Genomic DNA, 20,494 nt, shown 5'->3' with positions numbered 1-20,494 from the left:
TGGGGTGCGGGGGTGGCTGAGGGGACGCCCGGCGCGATAGGCATGGACGCATGAGCGACAACGGGGGAGTTTCCTACGGGCCCGACGAGCCCACGAGTTTCGCACTGCAACCGCCGCAGCCCCGGGCGCCGCATCCGGGAAACCCGTACGCCCGTCCGCAGTCGGTCCCCCAGCCCCACGCGGCCCGCACCCAGGCCGTGGCCGAGGCTCCGGGGGAGCCGGGGGCCGGGCGGCTCGTCGCCGGGCGCTACCGGCTGCTGGCCCGGCTCGGTCACGGCGGTATGGGCACGGTGTGGCGGGCCAAGGACGAGACGGTGGACCGGGAGGTCGCCGTCAAGGAACCCCGCGTCCCCGACCACCTTCCCGAGCGCGAACAGGCCAACGCCTTTGAGCGGATGCGCCGTGAGGCCAGGGCCGCCGCGCGCCTCGACCACCCCGCGGTCGTCAACGTCCACGACGTGGCGGTGGTGGACGGCAGGCCGTGGATCGTGATGGAGCTGGTGCAGGGCCGCTCCCTGGGCGAGGTGCTCCAGGAGGGCACGCTCGGGGTGCGCGAGGCGGCGAGGATCGGCCTGGAGGTGCTCGGCGCGCTGGAGGCCGCGCACGCGGCGGGCGTACTGCACCGCGATGTGAAGCCCGACAACGTCCTGCTCGGCCGCCATGACCGGGTCGTCCTCACCGACTTCGGCATCGCACAGATCGAGGGCGAGACGAAGCTGACGGACACCGGTGGTTTCGTCGGCTCGCCCGAGTACATCGCGCCCGAACGGGTGCTGGGCCGGCGCCCGGGCCCGGCGGCGGACCTGTGGTCGCTGGGGGTGCTGCTGTACGCGGCGACGGAGGGTGTGTCGCCGTTCCGCCGCACCAACACGCCCGCCACCCTCCAGTCGGTCCTGCACTCCACCCCGGCGCCGCCCGCCGCGGCCCGCGGCCCGCTCGCCGACGCCATCGGCGGTCTGCTGGACAAGGACCCGGCGCGCCGCCCCGATGCGGCCGAGGTCCGCAGGCTGCTCCAGGAGGCGGCACGGCCACCGCAGCCCGCACAGATCACGGTGCCCGGCGGCGGGGGCCTGCGGCTCGGCCGCAAACTGCTCCTCGGCATCGGTGCCGGGGTCCTCGCGACGGTGGTGGGGGCCTACCTGGCCGTCGCCGACCCGTTCGCGGGCCCGCTCCCGGACGGCTGGAAGCAGCGACCGGAGAAGACGCTGGGCGTGACGCTCGCGGTGCCCGCGGACTACCAGGTGAGCCGGCCCCGCAAGGAGGACACCGACCAGAACCGGGTGACCTACACCGACTGGAGCGGCGGTATCCGGGTCGACCTGCACCTGGCGAAGAAGTCCGAGGACTCCGCCCACGGCATCAAGGACTCCTCGGCGGCCGAGATGTACGCCGACAACGACGCGTTCAAGGACGGCGGCGCCTACCAGCTCGACATGCCCAAGGGCCCGCGGACCGACCCGGAGCAGACCACGTACCGTGGCAGGCAGGCCGCCGAGAACACGGTCGTCTACACGACCGACGACAGCCAGGACCCCCGCCCGCGCGAGCTGAAGATCTTCTACTACAAGGACTCGGCGGGGAACATGTACAAGCTCACGATCGGTTACCCCGGCAAGGGTGACTTCACGGAACGCGGCCGTGAGGTGGCCCGCACCGCGATCGCGAACCTGGACGTCCACACGCTCTGAGCCGCGCTCGGTGGGTGTCCCTGAACGCGACGGGCGCCCGATATGGCGGGTGATCCACGTCAGGGGGTGAGGGCGGAGTGAGCCCGGAGTGAGGGAATTCGCTGGATCTTCACGATGGGGTCATTGACAGGTCATGGTATCTTCATGATTCTTACCGGCATAATGCCTGCCCCTTAAGCGTGTGCAAACGACGACGGTCGTAGAGCCGGCGACGTCGCGCCCGGGTCAATCGAAAAGTGGGGCGTGCCCTAGTTTCTGGAGAGCGTGAGCATGGCCAGCCCCACCGTCTCGGTGATCGTCGCCGCATACAACGCGATGCCGTATGTGACGCGTTCCATCACATCCGTTGCCGAGCAGACCATCGGCCGGGAGGCCCTCGAGGTCATCGCGGTCAACGACGGCTCGACCGACGGAACGGGCAAGGAGCTCGAGCGTCTCGCGGAGCTGTTTCCGGGCCTTCTGCGCGTCATCCACCAGGAGAACTCCGGCGGCCCGTCGGCACCCCGCAACGTCGGCCTCGGCCACGCCCGCGGACAGTACGTGTTCTTCCTGGACGCCGACGACTACCTGGGGCCGGAGGCCCTGGAGCGCATGGTGGCGATGGCCGAGAAGAACGGCACCGACATCGTGCTCGGCAAGATGGTCGGCGTGAACGGACGCGGCCTTCCCGCGTCGATGTTCAAGCGCAACCAGCCCAAGACCGACGTCTTCAACTCCCGGGTCTACTGGGCCCTGAACCCGCTGAAGCTGTTCCGACGCGAACTGCTGGAGCGGGAGGGGCTGCGCTTCCCGACCGGCCTGCCCATCGGCGAGGACCAGCCGTTCACGGCGCTGGCGTATCTGGCCGCCAAGGGCGGCATCTCCGTGGTCGCCGACTACGACTGCCTGTTCTGCACCCTGCGGGAGGACGGCGGCAACACCACCTCTCGCACCAAGGGCTCGGAGCCGCGACTGCGGTTCCTCCCGCACATGATCAACCTGCTCCTCGAGAACGTGCCGCCGGGCCGGAACCGCGACCACCTCGCGCACCGCCATCTGACCATCGAGGTGCAGAACCTCATCGCCCACATCTCGCGCGAGCCGAGCGAGGAGGCGGAGGAGACCCTCGCCCGGCTCGCCGAGACCATCGCCCCGCTGTGGCACGAGGGCATGAACGACCACCTCTCCGCCATGGCCCGGCTGCGCCTGTACCTGGTGCGGCACCGGATGCTCGACGAGACGATCGAACTGCTCCGGTTCGAGCGGGGGCTGGCCAAGACCAAGGTGTCCACCCCGGTGCACGTCGAGGACGGCCGCGTCTACGCCCGCTACCCCTTCTTCCGCGACCCCGCCCGCGGCATCCCGGACTCCGTCTACGACATCACCCCCCAGCTCGGGGTGCGGCACCTCGTCAGCCGGGCCGAGCTGAGCGGCACCACCCTGAACCTGGCGGGACACGGCTATCTGCACCGCGTGGAGACCAAGGATGTGTCCACGGATCTCCTGCTGCGCGAGCGGGACAGCGGGACGGAGTACCGGGTGCCCGTCACGCATGTCGCGACGCCGGGGCTGGGAGCGGACGAGGACGAGGGCCAGTACGTCTACGAGAAGGCCGGTTTCGAGGCGGTGGTCGACATCGCCACCGCCGCCGACGGCAAGCCGCTGCCCGACGGACTGTGGGACATCTCCCTCGTGATCGGTGCGCAGGGCGTCACGCGCCAGGTGCGGATCGGCAGCAAGCGTGCCGACGACGTCTCCGGCGAGCCCACCACGCGTCTTGTCCACGGCGCAGGGGACGGCCCGCGAGCCGTCACGCTCTACACCACCAAGCCGTACGGCAACTTCACCCTCGACCTCGGGCAGAAGAAGCACCACGTCGCGTCGCGGCTCAGCATCGGTACGGTGCGCTGGTCGGCCAGCGACCCGACCGAACTGGTGATCAACGGGACCAGCAAGCTCGCGGAGTTCCCGGGCGGGCTGACCGTCACCCTCACCGGCGACGACGGCGCGACGGCGGCCTTCCCCGTCCAGCGCACCCCCCACACCGACAGCTTCACCGCGCGTGTGGACGTACGGGAGCTCGCGGCCGGCGTGTGGCGCGGTGAACTCCGCCTCGGCGACCGAGCAGGACTGTCGGTGCCGCTGCCCGCGCTGCCCAAGGACCTCGGTCCTGCCAAGTGGCGCCGACGGGGCCTGCCCTGGTACGCGAAGCCGGTTCCGGGGAAGGGCCACCCGTTCGTGCTGCGCGTCGCCAGGACCGAGCTGGTCAGGGCGGTCGTCGGCCGCGTCAAGCCCTGAGCGGGCGGACCCGCGTCGACAACCCGTGATTCCACACCGTACTGATGGAACATGGGTACTGACGCGGGACGCCTGATCGACGGTCGCTACCGGTGACCGAACGGATCGGCTCCGGCGGCATGGGAACCGTATGGCGTGCCGTGGACGAGCTCATGGAGCGGGACGTCGCCGTCAAGCAGCCCCGCCTGCCGGGCGATCCGGACGAGGAGGCGCACCGACGGGCCGCCCGTCGGCTCTACCGGGAGGCGCGTGCCGCCGCCCGCGTCGACCATCCCGCGGCCGTGTCCATCCACGACGTGGTCGTGGAGGACGGATTCCCCTGGATCGTCATGGAGTTGGTGCGCGGGGAGTCCCTGGACGAGGCGCCGCGGTCCGCCGGCCCCGGTCGAGGTCGCCCGCATCGGGCTCGGGCGGCTGACAACGCCCTGATCAGTGCATTTGCTGCCAGCGGTCACTGGCGCAGTGTGGACACCCCGTGAAGGCGGATTACCGACGGGTACCCAAACGCCTCACCCCGGCATACGCTGCGCCTCATGACGGACTCGCAGGCCCCGGAGAAGGCCACCGACAAGACCCGTACGGGTACGGCCGGCACCAACCCGCTCGCGCCCGCCCCCGCGGGCACCCGCACCGCCGTCGACGTGGTCACCCCGGAGCTGGTCGCCCAGCTCACCAAGGGTGTCGTCGGCTCCGGCCGCACCGCCAACCACACGCCGTTCACCGGTGAGAAGCTGGCCGACCTGCCCGAGTCCACCCCCGAGGATGTGACGCTCGCATTCGAGCGCGCCCGCGCCGCACAGGCCGCCTGGGGCGCGACCCCCGTGCGCCAACGCGCCGCCGTCCTGCTCCGCTTCCACGACCTGGTGCTCGCCCGCCAGGCCGAGGTCCTCGACCTGATCCAGCTGGAGACCGGCAAAGCCCGCCTCCACGCCCACGAGGAGGTGCAGGCCGTCGCCATCGCGGCCCGGCACTACGGCCGTACGGCCCCCTCGTATCTGAAGCCGAAGCGGCACACCGGTGCCATGCCGACGCTGACGAAGGTCACCGAACTGCGCCACCCGCGCGGTGTCGTCGGCCAGATCGCGCCCTGGAACTACCCCCTCGAGCTGTCGGTCGGCGACGCGCTCCCCGCATTCGCCGCGGGCAACGCGGTCGTGATGAAGCCCGACACCGAGACGTGTCTGACCGCGCTGTGGGCGCGCGACCTGCTGATCGAGGCCGGACTGCCCGCCGAGGTCTTCCAGGTCGTCATCGGTGAAGGTCCGGTCGTCGGCCCGGAGGTCGTCCGGCACGCCGACTACGTCTCCTTCACCGGCTCCACCCGTACCGGCCGTGAGGTCGCCCAGAGCGCCGCCGCCCGTCTCGTCGGCGTCTCGCTGGAACTCGGCGGCAAGAACGCCATGCTGGTCCTTCAGGACGCCGACGTCGACAAGGCCGCCGCGGGTGCGGTGCGCGCCTGTTTCTCGTCCGCGGGCCAGCTCTGCATCTCCATCGAGCGGCTGTACGTCCACGAGTCGGTCGCGGACGCCTTCCTGGAGCGTTTCGTCGCCCGCACCAAGGCGATGCGGCTCGGCACGTCCCTCGCGTACGGGGCCGACATGGGTTCGCTGGTCGGCGAGCGGCAACTGGAGACGGTGACCCGGCATGTCGAGGAGGCCGTGGCCAAGGGCGCGAAGGTCCTGGCCGGCGGGGTCGCCCGCCCGGACGTGGGCGCGTACTTCTACGAGCCCACCATTCTCGACGGCGTCGAGGCGCCGATGGCGGTGTGCGCGGAGGAGACCTTCGGGCCGGTCGTGTCGATCTACCGCTTCACCTCGGAGGACGAGGCGGTCGAACGCGCCAACGCCACCCCCTACGGCCTCAATGCCTCCGTCTGGACGAAGGACGGCCGGCGCGGCCGCGAGGTCGCCGCCCGGCTGCGCACGGGCACGGTCAACGTCAACGAGGGCTATGCGCCGGCGTACGGCAGCGCCCAGTCGCCGATGGGCGGCATGAAGGACTCCGGCCTCGGCCGCCGCCACGGCTCGGAGGGCATCCTCAAGTACACCGAGGCCCAGACCGTCGCCCATCAGCGGCTGCTGCCGATGGCACCGTCGCTCGGCATGGACGACGAGAGGTACGCGGCGTTCATGAACCGCAGCCTGCGTCTGATGAAGGCGTTCCGCTTCCGCTAGCCACCCCCGATCTCGGTCGGCCACCCACCCGTACCCAACGAGGAGAGCACGTGTCGCAGGAGAAGTCTGTCCACGCCCGGGACGAGGAAGGGCACGCCGAGGCAGGGCACGCCGAGGGACACGCCGAGGAGGGGTACGACTACGACGTCATCGTCGTGGGATCGGGATTCGGTGGATCCGTCACCGCCCTGCGCCTGACCGAGAAGGGCTACCGCGTGGGTGTCCTGGAGGCGGGCCGACGCTTCACGCGGGCCTCGCTGCCGAAGAACTCCTGGGACCTGAAGAACTACCTGTGGGCGCCCACCCTCGGCCTGTACGGCATCCAGCGCATCCATCTCCTCGGCAACGTGATGGTGCTCGCGGGCGCCGGTGTCGGCGGCGGCTCCCTCAACTACGCCAACACCCTGTACGTACCGCCGAAGGCGTTCTTCGACGACCCGCAGTGGAAGGACATCACCGACTGGCAGGAGGAGCTGACGCCGTACTACGACCAGGCACGGCGCATGCTCGGCGCCCGGCTCAACCGCACGGTGACCGCGGCGGACGTCCATCTGAAGGCGGCCGCCCAGCGGATGGGCGTGAAAGACTCCTTCCACATGGCGCCGGTCGCGGTCTTCTTCGGCGACGGCGACGACGCCGACGGAACGGCCACGGCCAGGCCGGGCGAGGAGGTCGCGGATCCGTACTTCGGGGGCGCCGGGCCGGCCCGCCGGGCGTGCACCGAGTGCGGCGAGTGCATGACGGGCTGCCGCCACGGCGCGAAGAACACCCTCAACGAGAACTACCTCTACCTCGCGGAGAAAGCGGGCGCGGTCGTCCACCCGATGACGACCGTAGTGTCGGTCACGGACGACTCCCGGGGCGGCTACGCCGTCGCGACCCTACCGACGGACGACAGGCGCAAGGGCAAGGGCCGGATCCTCACGGCACGGCAGATCGTCCTCGCGGCGGGCACGTACGGGACGCAGACGCTGCTGCACCGCATGAAGGCGAACGGCCAACTGCCCCACATCTCCGGCCGGCTGGGCGAACTGACCCGCTCCAACTCGGAGGCGCTGGTTGGCGCGCGGACGGACGACCGCCGCTACCGCAAGGCGCACGGCGAGAAGCTCGACTTCACCCGTGGCGTGGCCATCACGTCCTCGATACACCCGGACGAGAACACGCACATCGAGCCGGTCCGCTACGGCAAGGGCTCGAACGCGATGGGTTATCTGTCGACCCTTCAGGTCCCCTATGCGGAGGGCTCCTCCCGCGCTGTTGCCTGGCTCGCGAACGTGGCGCGGCACCCGTGGCTGCTGGTCCGCTCCCTCTCGTACCGCCGCTGGTCGGAACGGACCATCATCGCCCTGGTGATGCAGTCGCTGGACAACTCCCTGACGACGTATCTGAAGCCGAGGGGCCTGGGCAAGGGCCTGCTGACGGCCCGGCAGGGCCACGGCGCGCCCAACCCCAAGCAGATCAGATCGGCGTCGGAGGCGGCGTCCGCGCTCGCCGTCGAGATCAACGGATTCGCGGGCAGCAACGTCGGCGAACTGATGGGCACCCCGCTGACCGCGCACTTCCTGGGCGGCTGCCCCATCGGCGCCTCGCGCGAGACCGGAGTGATCGACCCGTACCACCGGCTCTACGGCCACCCCGGGATCTCGGTGGTCGACGGCGCGGCGGTGTCGGCGAACCTGGGTGTCAACCCGTCTCTGACGATCACCGCTCAGGCCGAGCGGGCGATGTCGTTCTGGCCGAACAAGGGGGAGGCGGACCCTCGCCCGGCGCAGGGTGCGGCCTACGAGCGTCTGAAGCCGGTGGAACCCCGGCGCCCTGCGGTGCCCGAGAAGGCCTTCGGGGCCCTGCGACTGCCGTTCCTGGGAATGCCGGCGGTGCCCCCGAAGAGCCCGAGCGCCGCGCACACGGACGAGTAGAAACAGGCGTACGTACGGGTACGGGCGATACAGACAATACGGACGACCAGAACCGGCGTACAGGCAAGCAAGAGCAGCGCACGACGGCGCGCTACGGCGGTGTACGACGGCGACGGAACAAGGGAAAAGGACCTGGACCCCCCTCCGAGTCCAAGTCCTCCTCTCTGTGGTGCCACGGCGCGCGGCGCGAGCGCCGCGCGTCCTGCGGCCGTTATACGGAGGCCTGAGCACCCGTCTTCCGGCGCCGCACGGCGAACACCGCACCCGCACCGGCGACGACGGCGACACCGCCGACGAGGCCGATGACCGGCAGCATGGACGACGACCCGGTCGAGGCGAGCTTGCCGGTGACCGGGAGCTGCTCGGAGCCGCCCTGCGGCTTCATGTCCGTCTTGGGCTTGCCGGTCGGCTTGTCGCCGGTGGGCTTGGCGTCGCCGCTGTCGGTCGGCTTGGTGCCGGCCGCGAGCACGGTGAACTCGTAGGAGTCCCCGTTGCCGTTGCACGCCGTGCCCTTGCCGGCGTAGATGGCGCTGCTCATGGCGAACGAGGATCCTGCCGGGGCCTTGGCGCTGACCCGCACCCGCAGGTCCATGCCGACCGTGGCGCCCTTGTCGATGGCGTCGATGACGCCGACGAAGGTGCCGGAGAAGACGGTGTCACCGTCCCCGTCCTGGTAGGAGTCGGTCCACTTGCCGGTCTCGGGGTCCTTGTACTGGAGCTGGGCGAGGTCGAACGCCAGGGAGTCGTCCGACTTGCCGTCGGCGTACTCGGTGAACGTGTCGACCCACACGTTCTTCAGGTCGGTGTGGGAGTCGTTCCGCACCGAGAAGGTGAAGTTGTGCCAGCCGGAACCCGCGACGATCTTGTTCGGCAGGCCCTTCACCGTGATCTTGAGGTTCTCGTCCAGGTTGAACTCGTCGCACTGGTCCGGCGACCAGCCTCCGGACGGGTCGGTCGGCCCGCTCTTCGGCGTCTGGCTCCCGCTCGGCGTGACCGACGCGGTGGCCGAGGAGGTGGGCTTGCCCGCGGGGGCCATGGTCGTGGGCGCCGACGACGTCGACGCCGAGGACTCGCCGCCCGCCGGGGTGGTCGTGCTGTCGGTCGCCGTCGCCGGGCTGGTCGGCGACTGGGTGGCTGCGGTTTCGGTCGCGGAGGCGGAGGCCGGCGCGTCGTCCGCGAACGCGGTCGGCGCCGAGAGCAGTGCGAGCGGAGTCATGGCCGCCGAGGCAACCGCGGTGGCGATGGCATGACGAAGCTTCATAAGACCTCGAGAAGTCCGTTGTGCCGCGATGGTGCGGCACAGCTATGGGGGGACCTCCGCGTGTGGGGCGCGGCAGTGGCCCATGGTTCGCGAGGTGTGACCTGTGAACCCTGTGAATGGTTGCCTCAGGTTGACAAAATTCTTACGCGGCCTGCCTTGAGCGGTGAGGGCCCCGCGGCGGGGGGATCCCCCGCCGCGAGGTGAGCCGAGAAGGCGGGGGTCCGCGGGGCCCTCTTCCGCCGGCACCGACGTCAGGGCAGTGCCGGTGCCCGGGCAGCGGCGCCGGGGGGTCGCGCCGCCTGTCTGTGAGCGGGCAGGTGATCTCGCCCGGCTGTCCGGCCGCCGAGGGTGCCGGCCGGCTCCGGGCGTCCCCGGAACCGGCCGCTTACTGGTGACCGGGCTGCTGTCCCCTGCCGTCCGGTCGTGTCCCGGAGCGAGGTCCCACGACGCACGGCACCGGCCGTACGCCTCATCGCTCCAGCGAAGCCACGCGTGGTTCTTTCGGGCCCGCCCCTGGCTGGCACGGACACCGGGACCAACGATGTCTTCGAGGCCCCGGTCACGCGCCGTACGGGTGAGGCGGCAGGTGCACATGTATCCGGTCGAACGCCCGTGCGGGGAGTCGCGGGAGGCTGCGCGGCCGCCGTCAGACCCGGCCCCGGCACAGCTCCAGCAGGGTCATCGCGAGGGCGGTGCCGGGCTTGCCCAGCGCCTCCCGGTAGTGGCCGAGGATCTCCATCTCGCGGGAGAGGTTCACCCGGCGGCCGCCGGAGGTGATGCGGGCCTCCTGGATGACGGCGGAGACCGCCATGCGCTCCTGGATGAGGCCGATGATGCGGTCGTCGAGCGCGTCGATACGTGCCCGCGCGCCGGTGATCACACCGGCGGCCTCGGGCGTACGGGCGCCGGTCTTCTCGGCGGTGGTCTTCTCGGCGGTGGTCTTCTCGGCGGTGGCCCGCTCGGCGGCGCTGCTCTTCGCGGCGGTGCCGGCCTGCCGGGTGGTGTTGGTCTGTTCGGGGGTGACGGAGGTCATGGCCGGGCTCCTCATGGTCGGTGGCGGATGGAGGGGCCCCGGATCGGCACGGTCCGTACAACGCCAGGCGCCCCGGACCGTATCGGCCCGGGGCGCCTGGTAAGTCGCTTGTCAGTGGCTCAAGCAGCACGACCATGGCATCCGGCGGGCCCGGTGCCATAGGTAAAGACGAAGGTCGTGTGCGTCAGCATGGCCCCCAGTATGCCGTGGTGACGGACGGCGTCCAACCGGGCTCGGATGGTGAGACACGCCTGCCGGGGGCCCGGCCGCCCCCCGGCAGGCGGAAGGCGTCACACGGCCACCCCGTTAGAATCGGTAGCACAGACTCCCCGCCCGACCGCCGGAAGGCACCCCGTGTCATCAGCGACCCACGCTGCCGCCGCCCCCGACACCGTTCTGGTCGTCGACTTCGGCGCGCAGTATGCCCAGCTCATCGCCCGTCGCGTCCGCGAGGCCCGGGTCTACAGCGAGATCGTGCCGAGCACCATGCCGGTCGAGGAGATACTCGCCAAGAACCCGGCGGCGATCATCCTCTCCGGCGGCCCCTCGTCCGTGTACGAGGAGGGCGCCCCCCGCCTCGGCCGCGAGATCTTCGAGGCCGGCGTCCCCGTCTTCGGCATGTGCTACGGCTTCCAGCTGATGGCGCAGGTGCTGGGCGGCACCGTCGACAACTCCGGCGCCCGCGAGTACGGCCGTACCGACCTGTACGTCTCCAAGACGTCCTCCACCCTCTTCGAGGGCACCCCGGCCGAGCAGCACGTGTGGATGTCGCACGGCGACGCCTGCTCCGCCGCCCCGGAGGGCTTCACGGTCACGGCGTCCACGGACGTCGTCCCGGTCGCCGCGTTCGAGAACGACGAGAAGAAGCTCTACGGCGTCCAGTACCACCCCGAGGTCATGCACTCCACGCACGGCCAGCAGGTGCTGGAGCACTTCCTGTACCGCGGTGCGGGCCTGGAACCGAACTGGACCACGGGCAATGTGATCGAGGAGCAGGTCGCCGCGATCCGCGAGCTGGTCGGAGACAAGCGCGCGATCTGCGGTCTGTCCGGCGGTGTGGACTCCGCCGTCGCCGCCGCCCTCGTCCAGAAGGCCATCGGCTCCCAGCTGACCTGCGTGTACGTCGACCACGGACTGATGCGCAAGGGCGAGACCGAGCAGGTCGAGAAGGACTTCGTCGCGGCCACCGGCGTTCAGCTGAAGGTCGTCGATGCCGAGGAGCGCTTCCTGGGCGCCCTCAAGGACGTCTCGGACCCCGAGGAGAAGCGCAAGATCATCGGCCGTGAGTTCATCCGCGTCTTCGAGCAGGCGCAGGCCGAGATCATCGCCGACGAGGGCCCGGCCGTGGAGTTCCTGGTCCAGGGCACGCTGTACCCGGATGTGGTGGAGTCCGGCGGCGGCACCGGCACCGCCAACATCAAGTCGCACCACAACGTGGGCGGTCTGCCCGAGGACCTCGAGTTCAAGCTGATCGAACCGCTGCGCAAGCTGTTCAAGGACGAGGTCCGCATGGTCGGCCAGGAGCTGGGCCTGCCGGAGGAGATCGTCCAGCGCCAGCCCTTCCCGGGCCCGGGGCTCGGCATCCGTATCGTCGGCGAGGTCACCAAGGAGCGGCTCGACCTGCTCCGCGAGGCCGACGCCATCGCCCGCGAGGAGCTGACGGCGGCGGGCCTCGACCGCGACATCTGGCAGTGCCCCGTGGTCCTGCTCGCCGATGTCCGCAGCGTCGGTGTCCAGGGCGACGGCCGGACGTACGGCCACCCGATCGTGCTGCGCCCGGTCTCCTCCGAGGACGCCATGACCGCCGACTGGTCCCGGCTTCCGTACGACGTCCTCGCCCGTATCTCGACCCGGATCACCAACGAGGTCCGTGACGTCAACCGGGTCGTTCTCGACGTGACGTCGAAGCCGCCGGGCACCATCGAATGGGAGTGAGCCTGCTCCGGTGAGGCTCAGGTCCGGCGGAGCGTGCGCACCGGCTCCCCGGGCTTCCAGACCCGGACGACCAGATACTTCTCGTCCTCGACGGAGGTCCGCACGACCTCCGTCAACTCGGTGCGGAAGAGGTGGAACGGCTGCGGCGGTTCCACCTCTTTCACATACGCGCCCTTCGTGGCGGGATCGTCGACCTCGACCGCCCGCCCGCCGATCCGCACGTCCCCGCCGCCCATGCCGGTTCCCGGCCCCGGGTTCGCCTGCAACGCGAAACGCGGGTCGCGGCGCAGGTCGAGCGCCTTCAGCGAGCCGGGCATCATGCCGAACCACATCTCACCGTCCGTGAAACGCACCTCGATGCCGGTGCTGCGCGGCGAGCCGTCCTTGCGGAGCGTCGCGAGGACATGGTGGGTGAACGCCTCGAAGCGCGCCTCGACGATGGTGGCGAGATCGGGTTCCGCCGCGGCGAAAGCCGCCCAGTTCGTGGTCATGGGACCGAGTCTGGCGCCGAAACACGACATCTTCTGTCCGGTATCGGACGTGAGCGTCATCTTTACAAACCTGCGCTGTCATCCGGACCTGACCGACGGTAACTTGCCGCACGTCAAGCAACCCATTGCCGGAGGACCCATGCACGGCCCCACTCCGCCCCCGCCCCTGCCCACCGACCGGCTCACGTTCGCGATGCCGCCGATGCACGAGTCGGTCGAGGACGAACGGGCGCACCGCAGGGAGCGGCTCGCGGGGGCGCTGCGGATCTTCGGACGGCTCGGCCTCGAGGACGGCGTCTCCGGGCACATCACCGCCCGCGACCCCGAGTACACCGACTGCTTCTGGGTCAATCCGTTCGGGATGCCCTTCCGGCACGTCACCGTGAGCGACCTGGTGCTCGCCAACCAGGACGGGCAGGTGATCGAGGGCCGCTACCACGTGAACCAGGCGGCGTTCACCGTGCACGCCCAGGTGCACGCCGCCCGCCCGGACGTCGTGGCTGTCGCCCACTGCCACTCGGTGCACGGACGGGCCCTTGCGGCGCTCGGTGATCTGCTCGACCCCATCACCCAGGAGTCCTGCGCCTTCTACGAGGACCACGCCGTCTACGACTCCTACACCGGGGTCGCCGTGGACGTCGAGGAGGGCCGCCGGATCGCCTCCGCGCTCGGCAGCCGCAAGGCGCTCGTGCTGCGCAACCACGGGCTGCTGACCGTCGGCGACTCGGTGGACGCTGCGGCGTGGTGGTTCCTGTCGATGGAGCGCTCCTGCCAGGTGCAGCTGACCGCGAAGGCCGCGGGACGCCCCGTCCTGATAGACCACCGACAGGCGGTGGAGACTCGAGAGCAGCTCGGCGGGGACCTGGTGGCCTGGATCAACTACCAGCCGCTGTGGCAGGACATCAGCCGCAGCGAGCCTGACCTGCTGAGCTGACCGTCCGCGGCGACGGTCCGAGGAGGCGCAGCACGGCCGCCTTCACGGTGAGTGTCAATCGACAGTCCGTTCTTTCACCCGCCGTGACCGGACCTGACGGACGAGAGGCGTGTCCGGTACGGCACAATTCGCTGTCGTCGCATGCCAGTTGCGGTGGCGGGTGCGGCTTGGAATCTGGCGCGGGGAAGGCGGCAGCGGTCGTGGCGGTGCAGGAGGCGAGGCAGGGCGCGGGGCGCGGAAGCGGTCCGGGTGCGCACGAGGGTGGCTGCACCTGCGGGGACTGCCCGCACGGCGCGCGTGAGGGACACCGGCGCGCGGTCGCGGAATTCCTTGCGAAACGGGACGAGTTCGCCTCCGGACGGGGGCTGCCCCCGGCGGTCGCGTACTCCGCGTCCGCGTCCCGGCAGTGGGTGTCCGACGAGCTGACCCAGTCCGCGGACCTGGTCGCCGAGCGGAGCCGGGCCGACGGCGAGGCCTGGCTGGGCCGGCTGTGGCGACTCACGGCGATCGTGGTGTGGAGCGCGGTGTGCGTTCTGCTGCTGACGCAGGCGTTGACGGCGATCGGGGCGGGATGGACCGCGGCGCGGACGGCCGGACTGGCCGCGGCCGTGCTGGCGGGTGGCGCGCTGACCGCCGCCGGATATCTGCACCGAGCGCGCGGCGGGGCGCTCGCGCCCGTCATCGGCGAGGACAACCGGCTGTCCACCTCGCGTGCGGTGGCGGCCGGCTGGGTGCTGTTCGTGGTGTACGCGCTGCTGGTGCTGATCGGGGAGCTGACGGTGGCCTCGGCGCACGGCAGGCGCGACGCGCTGATCGCGGGGCTCGATCTCGCCCGCGGGGCGGGCGTGGTGACCGTGGTCGCCGCGGTGTGCGGGATCGCCGTCCTGGTACGCAGGGTGGTGAGCCTGCGGATCCTCGGCCAGCGCCTTCAGAAGGTACGGGCCGACCGGCCGCGGGCGGCGGATCTGCTGACGGACGACTCCGGACGCGGCAGCTTCGCGGACATCCAGTATGTGGTGATCAGCGGGGTCGCGCTGGTCTTCGCGGTGGTACGGCTGGCCCGCCGCCCCGACCGGCTTCCCGATCTGCCGTGGAGTCTCGCCCTGCTGGTGCTGGTCTCCGCGGCCACCTACCTCGCCGGGAAGTACGCCGAAGGCGGCCGCCCGGTGGTCCTCTCGGTGGTCCGGGCCCGGGAGGCGGGCGATCTGGATGCCCCGATCCGCACGGGCGACGACATCGAGATCCGCGGCGCGGGCTTCGTACCGCCCGGCGCCGAGACGGCGGACCGTCTGTCCCGGATGGCGGTCCGCATCGGCCCGGTCCATGTCCATGTGCCCCTCGTCCCGGTCCCCGGCGGCTTCAGCAACCCCACGGACACGCTGCTGACGGTCCCGGTGCCGGCCGACGTGGAACCAGGGAGGGTGGACGTCCAGGTGGTGACGGCGGCCGGAGTCGAAACCAACCGGGTCACCATCGACGTGACGGAATGACACGGACCGGTTTCCGCTCGTTCGGCTCAGCCAGGTACGACGACCTGCTTGTTCCGTCGGACGGCGGAGCGAAGTACGGGAAGTACGGAGGGAGGGGCGGCCGGGACCGGGCTGTTCGTAACGACATGGGTCCACGGGCGGTGGTCTTCGGGGACGGGAGGGCGGAAAGTCGGTGCACACCGGTTGAGCGGTCCAGCCCCTTCGCACGTATGGTCTGTTGAGGGGTCAACAGCTGGCGGGTGAGAGGCGGCGGACACGATGACTCAGAGCATGCGCACGGACTCCCACACTTCGTACATCGAGGAGAACAGCTCGTGGCGGGACACCGCCACTCGGTACGCTCTGATTCCCCTGCGGATCTTCCTGGGCGTCACCTTCATCTACGCGGGCCTGGACAAACTCACCAGCAGCACCTTCCTGCACGATTCCGGCTCCGGTTCGATCGGCGACCTGATGCGCACCGTGCGCGGCTCCTCCGCGATCCCGGCCATGGTCGACGTCGCGCTGAAGAATCCCTCCGGCTTCGGATACGCCATGGCCCTCGGTGAGCTGGCCGTCGGCATCGGCACGCTCGTCGGCCTGCTGTCCCGCCTCGCCGCGTTCGGCGGCGCGCTGATCTCCCTGAGCCTGTGGCTGACCGTGAGCTGGGCCTCCTCTCCCTACTACTACGGCAACGACCTCGCCTACCTGATGGCCTGGCTGCCCCTGGTACTCGCCGGCGCCCCGGTCCTCTCCCTGGACGCCGCCCTCCGCTCCCGCCGCCAACGCCGCCGCACCGACGCTCTTTGGTAAACCCACCCCCACCCGAACCCCCGCGAACCGGGCCTCCACATCGAGGCCGCGCGGGGCGGTCGCCTGGAGGCCGTTCGGGCGCGTGCCGCTGCTAAGACGAGACACGGGCCACCACCGGCGCGGTAGCGCGCCGATGCGCGCCCGCGCCGGGGCGCCCGCGCGGCTGGTGCGCGGCGTCCGCCGGTGCACCGGCGGTGCTCGGTTCTGGCAGTGCGGGTCGCACCGCGGGCCTTGGCCGCCTGCCGGTCGCGCGCCGAGGCGCAGCCGCGCCGGGGCGCTCGCGCGCGTGACGCTCAGGCGTGCGGCGGTGCGCGGCGTGTGCCGGTGGACCGGCGGTGTTCGGACTCGGTGGTGCGGTCGTGTGCCGGTGCGCGGCGTGTGCCGGTGGACCGGAGCTGCTCGGGCTCGGCCTTGGGGTCGTGTGGCGGTGTTCGCGCGGCTGTCGGTTTGCGCGGGCGGGTCGGGGGGCCGTTGCTGTTCGCACTACGGGGCCGTCGCCCCGTCCCGTTCGGTGGGGGGTTCCTCGGGGGACTTGCGGCCCCTGCGTATCGCGCGGGTCATCAGACCCGCCACGGCCGCCAGGCAGAGCCCGCCGCCGACGAGCGGGACGATCGCGAACCACGGCGTCTCCCAGACGCCACGCGCGTCGCCGATGAAGACGACCCCCCCGGCGGCCACGAAAGCGCCGGCGATCAGCCGGCCGGGCTGGAACTCATGACGCAGCACGGGTCACCTCCACCTGGCCCACACCGACCTCGAGGCTGACGTCGAGCCTGGCCAGGCTCTTCGTCCCCGGCGCGGGAGAGAGCGCCAGCTCCTTGTGCCTGCCGGCCTCGACGTCCACGTCCTTCCTGGAATCGCCCGGCAACCGGATGTCGGCGACACCCGTGTCGATCTTCAGCTTCACCGTCGCGTCCGCCGGAACCACCACCTTCAGCCGGCCCACACCCACCTCCGCCCGGGTCGTCACCGTCCGGTCCCCGGTGTGCTTCAGATGACTGAGATCCAGGGTGCCCACGCCGGTGCCCAGTTCGTACCTCCCCTGCACGGCGGCCGCCGAGGCCGGCGCCCATGTCGTATGGGTCCAGTGAGTGCCGATGTCCTTCGGCAACGCCGCCGACGCGGCGAGCAGACCCGCCGTGAGCAGGGCCAGGAAGACCGAGCCCGCTCCCGTACGCCCCAGGAAGGAGCTGACCGCGATGCCCGTGCCGAACACGACGAGCGCGCACGCGAGGCCCGTCTGAAGGCTGGTGCCGAGAGCATGGCCGTTCCAGGTCAGACCGGTGCCAAGGCCGCCCGCCAGCAGCGCGAACAGGAACACCCAGCCGCCGATCCAGCGCGGCCCCCGCGGTCTGGGGCGGGGCGCGGTGCCCATCCGCTGTCCGTAGGAGGTGCCGCGGGCGATGTTGACCGCCGCCGCGACATCACGGCTCGGGGTGTCGCTCGGGCCCCACAGATAGCCCGTACCGCCCACATGCGTGCCGTCCTTGACGATGGGTTCGCGCCACCAGGAGGCATGTGCGGCGGGCACGGGGGGTGCCGTCGCCTCCGGGGGCGCGTCGGCCACCGCCTGGGCGGCCAGCGGGTCCGGGTCGGGGGCGCCGCGGTGCCGCGACCAGTACCCCGCGCCGGCGAGCAGCAGGGACAGGACGACGGCGAAGGTCAGCACCCCGCCGTTTCTGAGCATCGACAGGAAGACTCCGCAGCCCACCAGGGCGAAGAGGACAGCGGCCAGGCCCTGTCCGTCGACGCGGCCGGTCAGCAGCTTGCGGATCTCGTTCTCCTCCTCGTCCTCGTAGGGGACGAAGAGCCAGCAGAAGCCGTAGAAGACGAGGCCGAGGCCGCCCGCCGCGGAGAGTACCGCGAGACCGATCCTGAAGATCACAGGGTCCATGTCGCACTGCCGCCCGAGCCCTGCGCAGACGCCGGCCAGCATCTTGTACCGCCGGTCACGCCGGAAGTGGCCGGCGCCCTCGCCCGCCTCACCCTCGGAGGGCGTGTCGTCGCGCCCGGGTGGCTCCCCCCGCGCACCGCCCCCTTCGCGCGCGGCCGAGTGGTCGGCGCCCGTGGTCTTCCACGCGGTCCCGCCGGGGTCTCGGCCCGCGTCCTCGTGCCCGCCCTCGCTCACGCTGTCGCCCGCGTTTCCGTCCTCGGCCCCGTTCTCCCGCACGGCCGCATCCTGCCGTACGGTCGTGTCCTCGTGCGCGCGCGGCTCCTCTCCCGGGGCACCCGAGGCGTGCCGGGCCTCGGGGCCGTGCCCCGAGCCGGGGTCCCGCCCCGCTGCCGTGTGCCGCTGATCCGTCATGTGTCCATGGTCGCCGCCGCGGCCGCCCGGCGGCAGTCGGGACGACCCTGGCCGAACCCTGAAATCCGCCCTGACGCCCGTCAAGGGAAGCGTTCGATCACACGGATTCGGAGATCAGGGGAGTCTCGGGGGTCCACCCTGATGTCCGGGCAGGCCACTCGTGTGACCATCGATGGCATGCCGGACGCCGCAGGAGTGCCTCTCGCCGACCCACGGCCCCCGCGCAAGCTTTACCGCAGCAGCGACGGACGCTGGCTCGGGGGAGTGGCGCGGGGGCTCGCCGGGCATCTCGGGCTCCCCGTGATCTGGGTGCGCCTCGTGTTCGTGGGCCTGATGACGGCGGACGGCCTGGGCGCGCTGCTGTACGCCTCGTTCTGGTTCTTCGTCCCGCTCGGTGTCGGCGGCGTCGACGACCGCCGCTCCCCCTCCCTGGTCGGCACCGAAACCTCGCCCGACGGACGTCGCAGACTGGTTGCCCGCAGACCCGACCGGGGTCAGATCGTCGCCCTGCTCCTCATGGTCGTCGTGGCGCTGACCTTCGTCGGCAGTGTGAACCTCGGCGGCGCCGCAAAGGCGTATCTCATACCGGCCGTCCTCGTCGCGGCGGGCGTCGCCCTGGTCTGGCGCCAGGCGGACAACGCACGGCGGGCCCGCTGGATGGAGGTCGGCGGCCGCCGCCGCACCCTCACCCTGCTGCGAGCCGCGGCCGGTGTCCTGCTCGTCACGGCGGGCGTCTCCGGCATCTTCGTACTGCAAGGCTCCGCGGCCCACCTCGGGTCCGTCCTCCAGGCGGCGCTCGCGGTCCTCGTCGGTATAGCGCTGCTCGCCGGGCCGTATCTCGTGCGCATGTCCCAGGACCTGTCCGAGGAGCGCCTGATGCGCATCCGCGCCCAGGAGCGCGCGGAGGTCGCCGCCCATGTCCACGACTCGGTGCTGCACACCCTGACCCTGATCCAGCGCAATGCGGAGAACTCGGGCGAGGTGCGCCGTCTCGCCCGTGCCCAGGAGCGCGACCTGCGCGCCTGGCTCTACAAACCGGAAGGCACCGGCAAGGACGAGGACGAGGAGCCCAGCACCCTGGCGGAGGCGGTCCGGCGCAACGCGGCGGAGGTGGAGGACAAGCACGGCGTTCCCATCGAGGTCGTCGTCGTCGGCGACTGCCCCCTCGACGACCGGACGAGCGCACAGATGCAGGCCGCGCGCGAAGCGATGGTGAACGCCGCCAAGTACGGTGGCGAGGGCGGCGCCGTCCAGGTCTACGCCGAGGTCGAGGGAAAGACCGTGTTCGTGTCCATCCGCGACCGCGGCCCCGGCTTCGACCTCGACGCGATACCCGCGGACCGCATGGGTGTCAGAGAATCGATCATCGGCCGTATGGAGCGCAACGGTGGCACGGCACGGCTGCGCGCGGTGCCGGGCGGCGGCACGGAGGTCGAACTGGAGATGGAGAGGGCGGAGAGTACGACATGAGCGACGCGAACGAGCCGGCCGGCCCGGTGGAGCCGGAGCGCGCGGGCGGGGGCACGGCGGAGCGGCGCGTGCGGGTCGTGCTCGTCGACGACCACCGCATGTTCCGTACGGGCGTCCGGGCGGAGATCGGACAGACCGAGCGGACCGGCGTCGAGGTCGTCGGGGAGGCCGCGGACGTCGACCAGGCGGTTTCGGTGATCACCGAGACGCGCCCCGAGGTGGTGCTCCTCGACGTCCATCTGCCGGGCGGCGGGGGAGTCGAAGTGCTGCGGCGCTGTGCCGCGTTGACGGCGGACGCCGAGCGGCCGGTGCGGTTCCTCGCGCTGTCCGTGTCGGACGCGGCGGAGGACGTGATCGGGGTGATCCGCGGCGGCGCCCGGGGCTATGTGACGAAGACGATCACCGGCTCGGACCTCATCGGCTCGATCTTCCGCGTCCAGGAGGGCGACGCCGTCTTCTCCCCGCGTCTGGCGGGTTTCGTCCTCGACGCCTTCGCCTCGACCGACGCCCCGCCCGTCGACGAGGACCTGGACCGCCTCACCCAGCGTGAGCGCGAGGTCCTGCGCCTCATCGCCCGTGGCTACGCGTACAAGGAGATCGCCAAGCAGCTGTTCATCTCGGTGAAGACGGTCGAGTCCCATGTCTCTGCGGTCCTGCGCAAACTCCAGCTGTCCAACCGCCATGAACTGACCCGCTGGGCGACGGCACGCCGACTGGTCTGACGG

16 protein-coding genes and 1 pseudogene are annotated in these 20,494 nt (G+C 71.2%); 12 read left to right on the top strand and 5 right to left on the bottom strand.

From position 1 onward, the window contains the following. Window positions 1–50: 50 nt before the first annotated feature. From ABZ876_RS02995 to ABZ876_RS02975, 5 genes and pseudogenes are all read left to right on the top strand, one after another. A complete protein-coding gene (locus ABZ876_RS02995) occupies window positions 51–1,688 on the top strand; it encodes a serine/threonine-protein kinase (RefSeq protein ID WP_361773342.1) in 1,638 nt (545 codons plus the stop codon). A 270-nt stretch (window positions 1,689–1,958) separates the two neighbouring features. Next, window positions 1,959–3,965, top strand: a complete 2,007-nt coding sequence (locus tag ABZ876_RS02990; RefSeq protein WP_361773339.1) for a glycosyltransferase family 2 protein — start codon at window positions 1,959–1,961, stop codon at window positions 3,963–3,965. A gap of 51 nt (window positions 3,966–4,016) precedes the next feature. Further along, window positions 4,017–4,373 (top strand): annotated as a pseudogene (locus tag ABZ876_RS02985) (protein kinase); the annotation flags it as partial. 125 nt (window positions 4,374–4,498) lie between these two features. Further along, entirely contained in the window at window positions 4,499–6,139 is a 1,641-nt protein-coding gene (locus tag ABZ876_RS02980; protein ID WP_361773336.1) for a succinic semialdehyde dehydrogenase, read from the top strand. Between the two features lie 155 nt (window positions 6,140–6,294). After that, window positions 6,295–8,058 (top strand): GMC family oxidoreductase, encoded by a 1,764-nt coding sequence (locus ABZ876_RS02975; RefSeq protein WP_361773921.1) that lies wholly within the window; start codon window positions 6,295–6,297, stop codon window positions 8,056–8,058. Window positions 8,059–8,269: 211 nt separating this feature from the next. On the opposite strand, the gene ABZ876_RS02970 is transcribed toward ABZ876_RS02975, so the two are convergent. Continuing rightward, complete coding sequence (locus ABZ876_RS02970; RefSeq protein ID WP_361773333.1) at window positions 8,270–9,094, bottom strand: LPXTG cell wall anchor domain-containing protein; 825 nt, start codon at window positions 9,092–9,094, stop codon at window positions 8,270–8,272. Between ABZ876_RS02970 and ABZ876_RS02965 the strand changes: the two genes are divergently transcribed. Then, on the top strand, window positions 9,078–9,308 hold the full coding sequence (locus tag ABZ876_RS02965) for a hypothetical protein (RefSeq protein WP_361773330.1): 231 nt from the start codon (window positions 9,078–9,080) through the stop codon (window positions 9,306–9,308). The genes ABZ876_RS02970 and ABZ876_RS02965 overlap by 17 nt on opposite strands. A gap of 657 nt (window positions 9,309–9,965) precedes the next feature. On the opposite strand, the gene ABZ876_RS02960 is transcribed toward ABZ876_RS02965, so the two are convergent. Then, the gene (locus ABZ876_RS02960; RefSeq protein ID WP_361773327.1) at window positions 9,966–10,352 is read right to left on the bottom strand and encodes a chorismate mutase; all 387 of its coding nucleotides are present in this window, start codon (window positions 10,350–10,352) and stop codon (window positions 9,966–9,968) included. 354 nt (window positions 10,353–10,706) lie between these two features. Here ABZ876_RS02960 and guaA point away from each other — a divergent pair, with 354 nt between their 5' ends. Continuing rightward, a complete protein-coding gene (gene guaA / locus ABZ876_RS02955) occupies window positions 10,707–12,287 on the top strand; it encodes a glutamine-hydrolyzing GMP synthase (protein ID WP_361773324.1) in 1,581 nt (526 codons plus the stop codon). A gap of 17 nt (window positions 12,288–12,304) precedes the next feature. Here the strand turns inward: guaA and ABZ876_RS02950 are convergent, their stop codons facing one another. After that, a complete protein-coding gene (locus ABZ876_RS02950; RefSeq protein ID WP_361773321.1) occupies window positions 12,305–12,778 on the bottom strand; it encodes a pyridoxamine 5'-phosphate oxidase family protein in 474 nt (157 codons plus the stop codon). A gap of 139 nt (window positions 12,779–12,917) precedes the next feature. Here ABZ876_RS02950 and ABZ876_RS02945 point away from each other — a divergent pair, with 139 nt between their 5' ends. The 3 genes from ABZ876_RS02945 (at window position 12,918) to ABZ876_RS02935 (ending at window position 15,994) form a co-directional block, all read left to right on the top strand. Beyond that, window positions 12,918–13,712 (top strand): class II aldolase/adducin family protein, encoded by a 795-nt coding sequence (locus ABZ876_RS02945; RefSeq protein ID WP_361773318.1) that lies wholly within the window; start codon window positions 12,918–12,920, stop codon window positions 13,710–13,712. Between the two features lie 200 nt (window positions 13,713–13,912). Further along, the gene (locus ABZ876_RS02940) at window positions 13,913–15,202 is read left to right on the top strand and encodes a hypothetical protein (RefSeq protein ID WP_361773315.1); all 1,290 of its coding nucleotides are present in this window, start codon (window positions 13,913–13,915) and stop codon (window positions 15,200–15,202) included. A 258-nt stretch (window positions 15,203–15,460) separates the two neighbouring features. Then, window positions 15,461–15,994 carry a DoxX family protein gene (locus ABZ876_RS02935; RefSeq protein WP_361773312.1) on the top strand — a complete coding sequence of 178 codons (534 nt, stop codon included), beginning with the start codon at window positions 15,461–15,463 and terminating at the stop codon, window positions 15,992–15,994. A gap of 483 nt (window positions 15,995–16,477) precedes the next feature. Here the strand turns inward: ABZ876_RS02935 and ABZ876_RS02930 are convergent, their stop codons facing one another. Both ABZ876_RS02930 and ABZ876_RS02925 read right to left on the bottom strand, forming a co-directional pair. After that, window positions 16,478–16,720 (bottom strand): hypothetical protein, encoded by a 243-nt coding sequence (locus ABZ876_RS02930; protein ID WP_361773309.1) that lies wholly within the window; start codon window positions 16,718–16,720, stop codon window positions 16,478–16,480. Further along, entirely contained in the window at window positions 16,707–18,299 is a 1,593-nt protein-coding gene (locus tag ABZ876_RS02925; protein ID WP_361773306.1) for a PspC domain-containing protein, read from the bottom strand. Before ABZ876_RS02925 ends, ABZ876_RS02930 begins: the two co-directional genes overlap by 14 nt. 177 nt (window positions 18,300–18,476) lie before the next feature. Here ABZ876_RS02925 and ABZ876_RS02920 point away from each other — a divergent pair, with 177 nt between their 5' ends. After that, window positions 18,477–19,769, top strand: a complete 1,293-nt coding sequence (locus ABZ876_RS02920) for a PspC domain-containing protein (protein ID WP_361773303.1) — start codon at window positions 18,477–18,479, stop codon at window positions 19,767–19,769. After that, window positions 19,766–20,491 carry a response regulator transcription factor gene (locus ABZ876_RS02915; RefSeq protein ID WP_361773300.1) on the top strand — a complete coding sequence of 242 codons (726 nt, stop codon included), beginning with the start codon at window positions 19,766–19,768 and terminating at the stop codon, window positions 20,489–20,491. The genes ABZ876_RS02920 and ABZ876_RS02915 overlap by 4 nt, the downstream gene beginning before the upstream one ends. Window positions 20,492–20,494: the final 3 nt, after the last annotated feature.

Origin of the sequence: Streptomyces sp. NPDC046931 (assembly GCF_040644655.1) — a bacterium.
Taxonomy (GTDB): domain Bacteria; phylum Actinomycetota; class Actinomycetes; order Streptomycetales; family Streptomycetaceae; genus Streptomyces.
The sequence above is the reverse complement of the archived record's forward strand: the minus strand, read 5'-3'. Positions and strand labels throughout refer to the sequence as shown.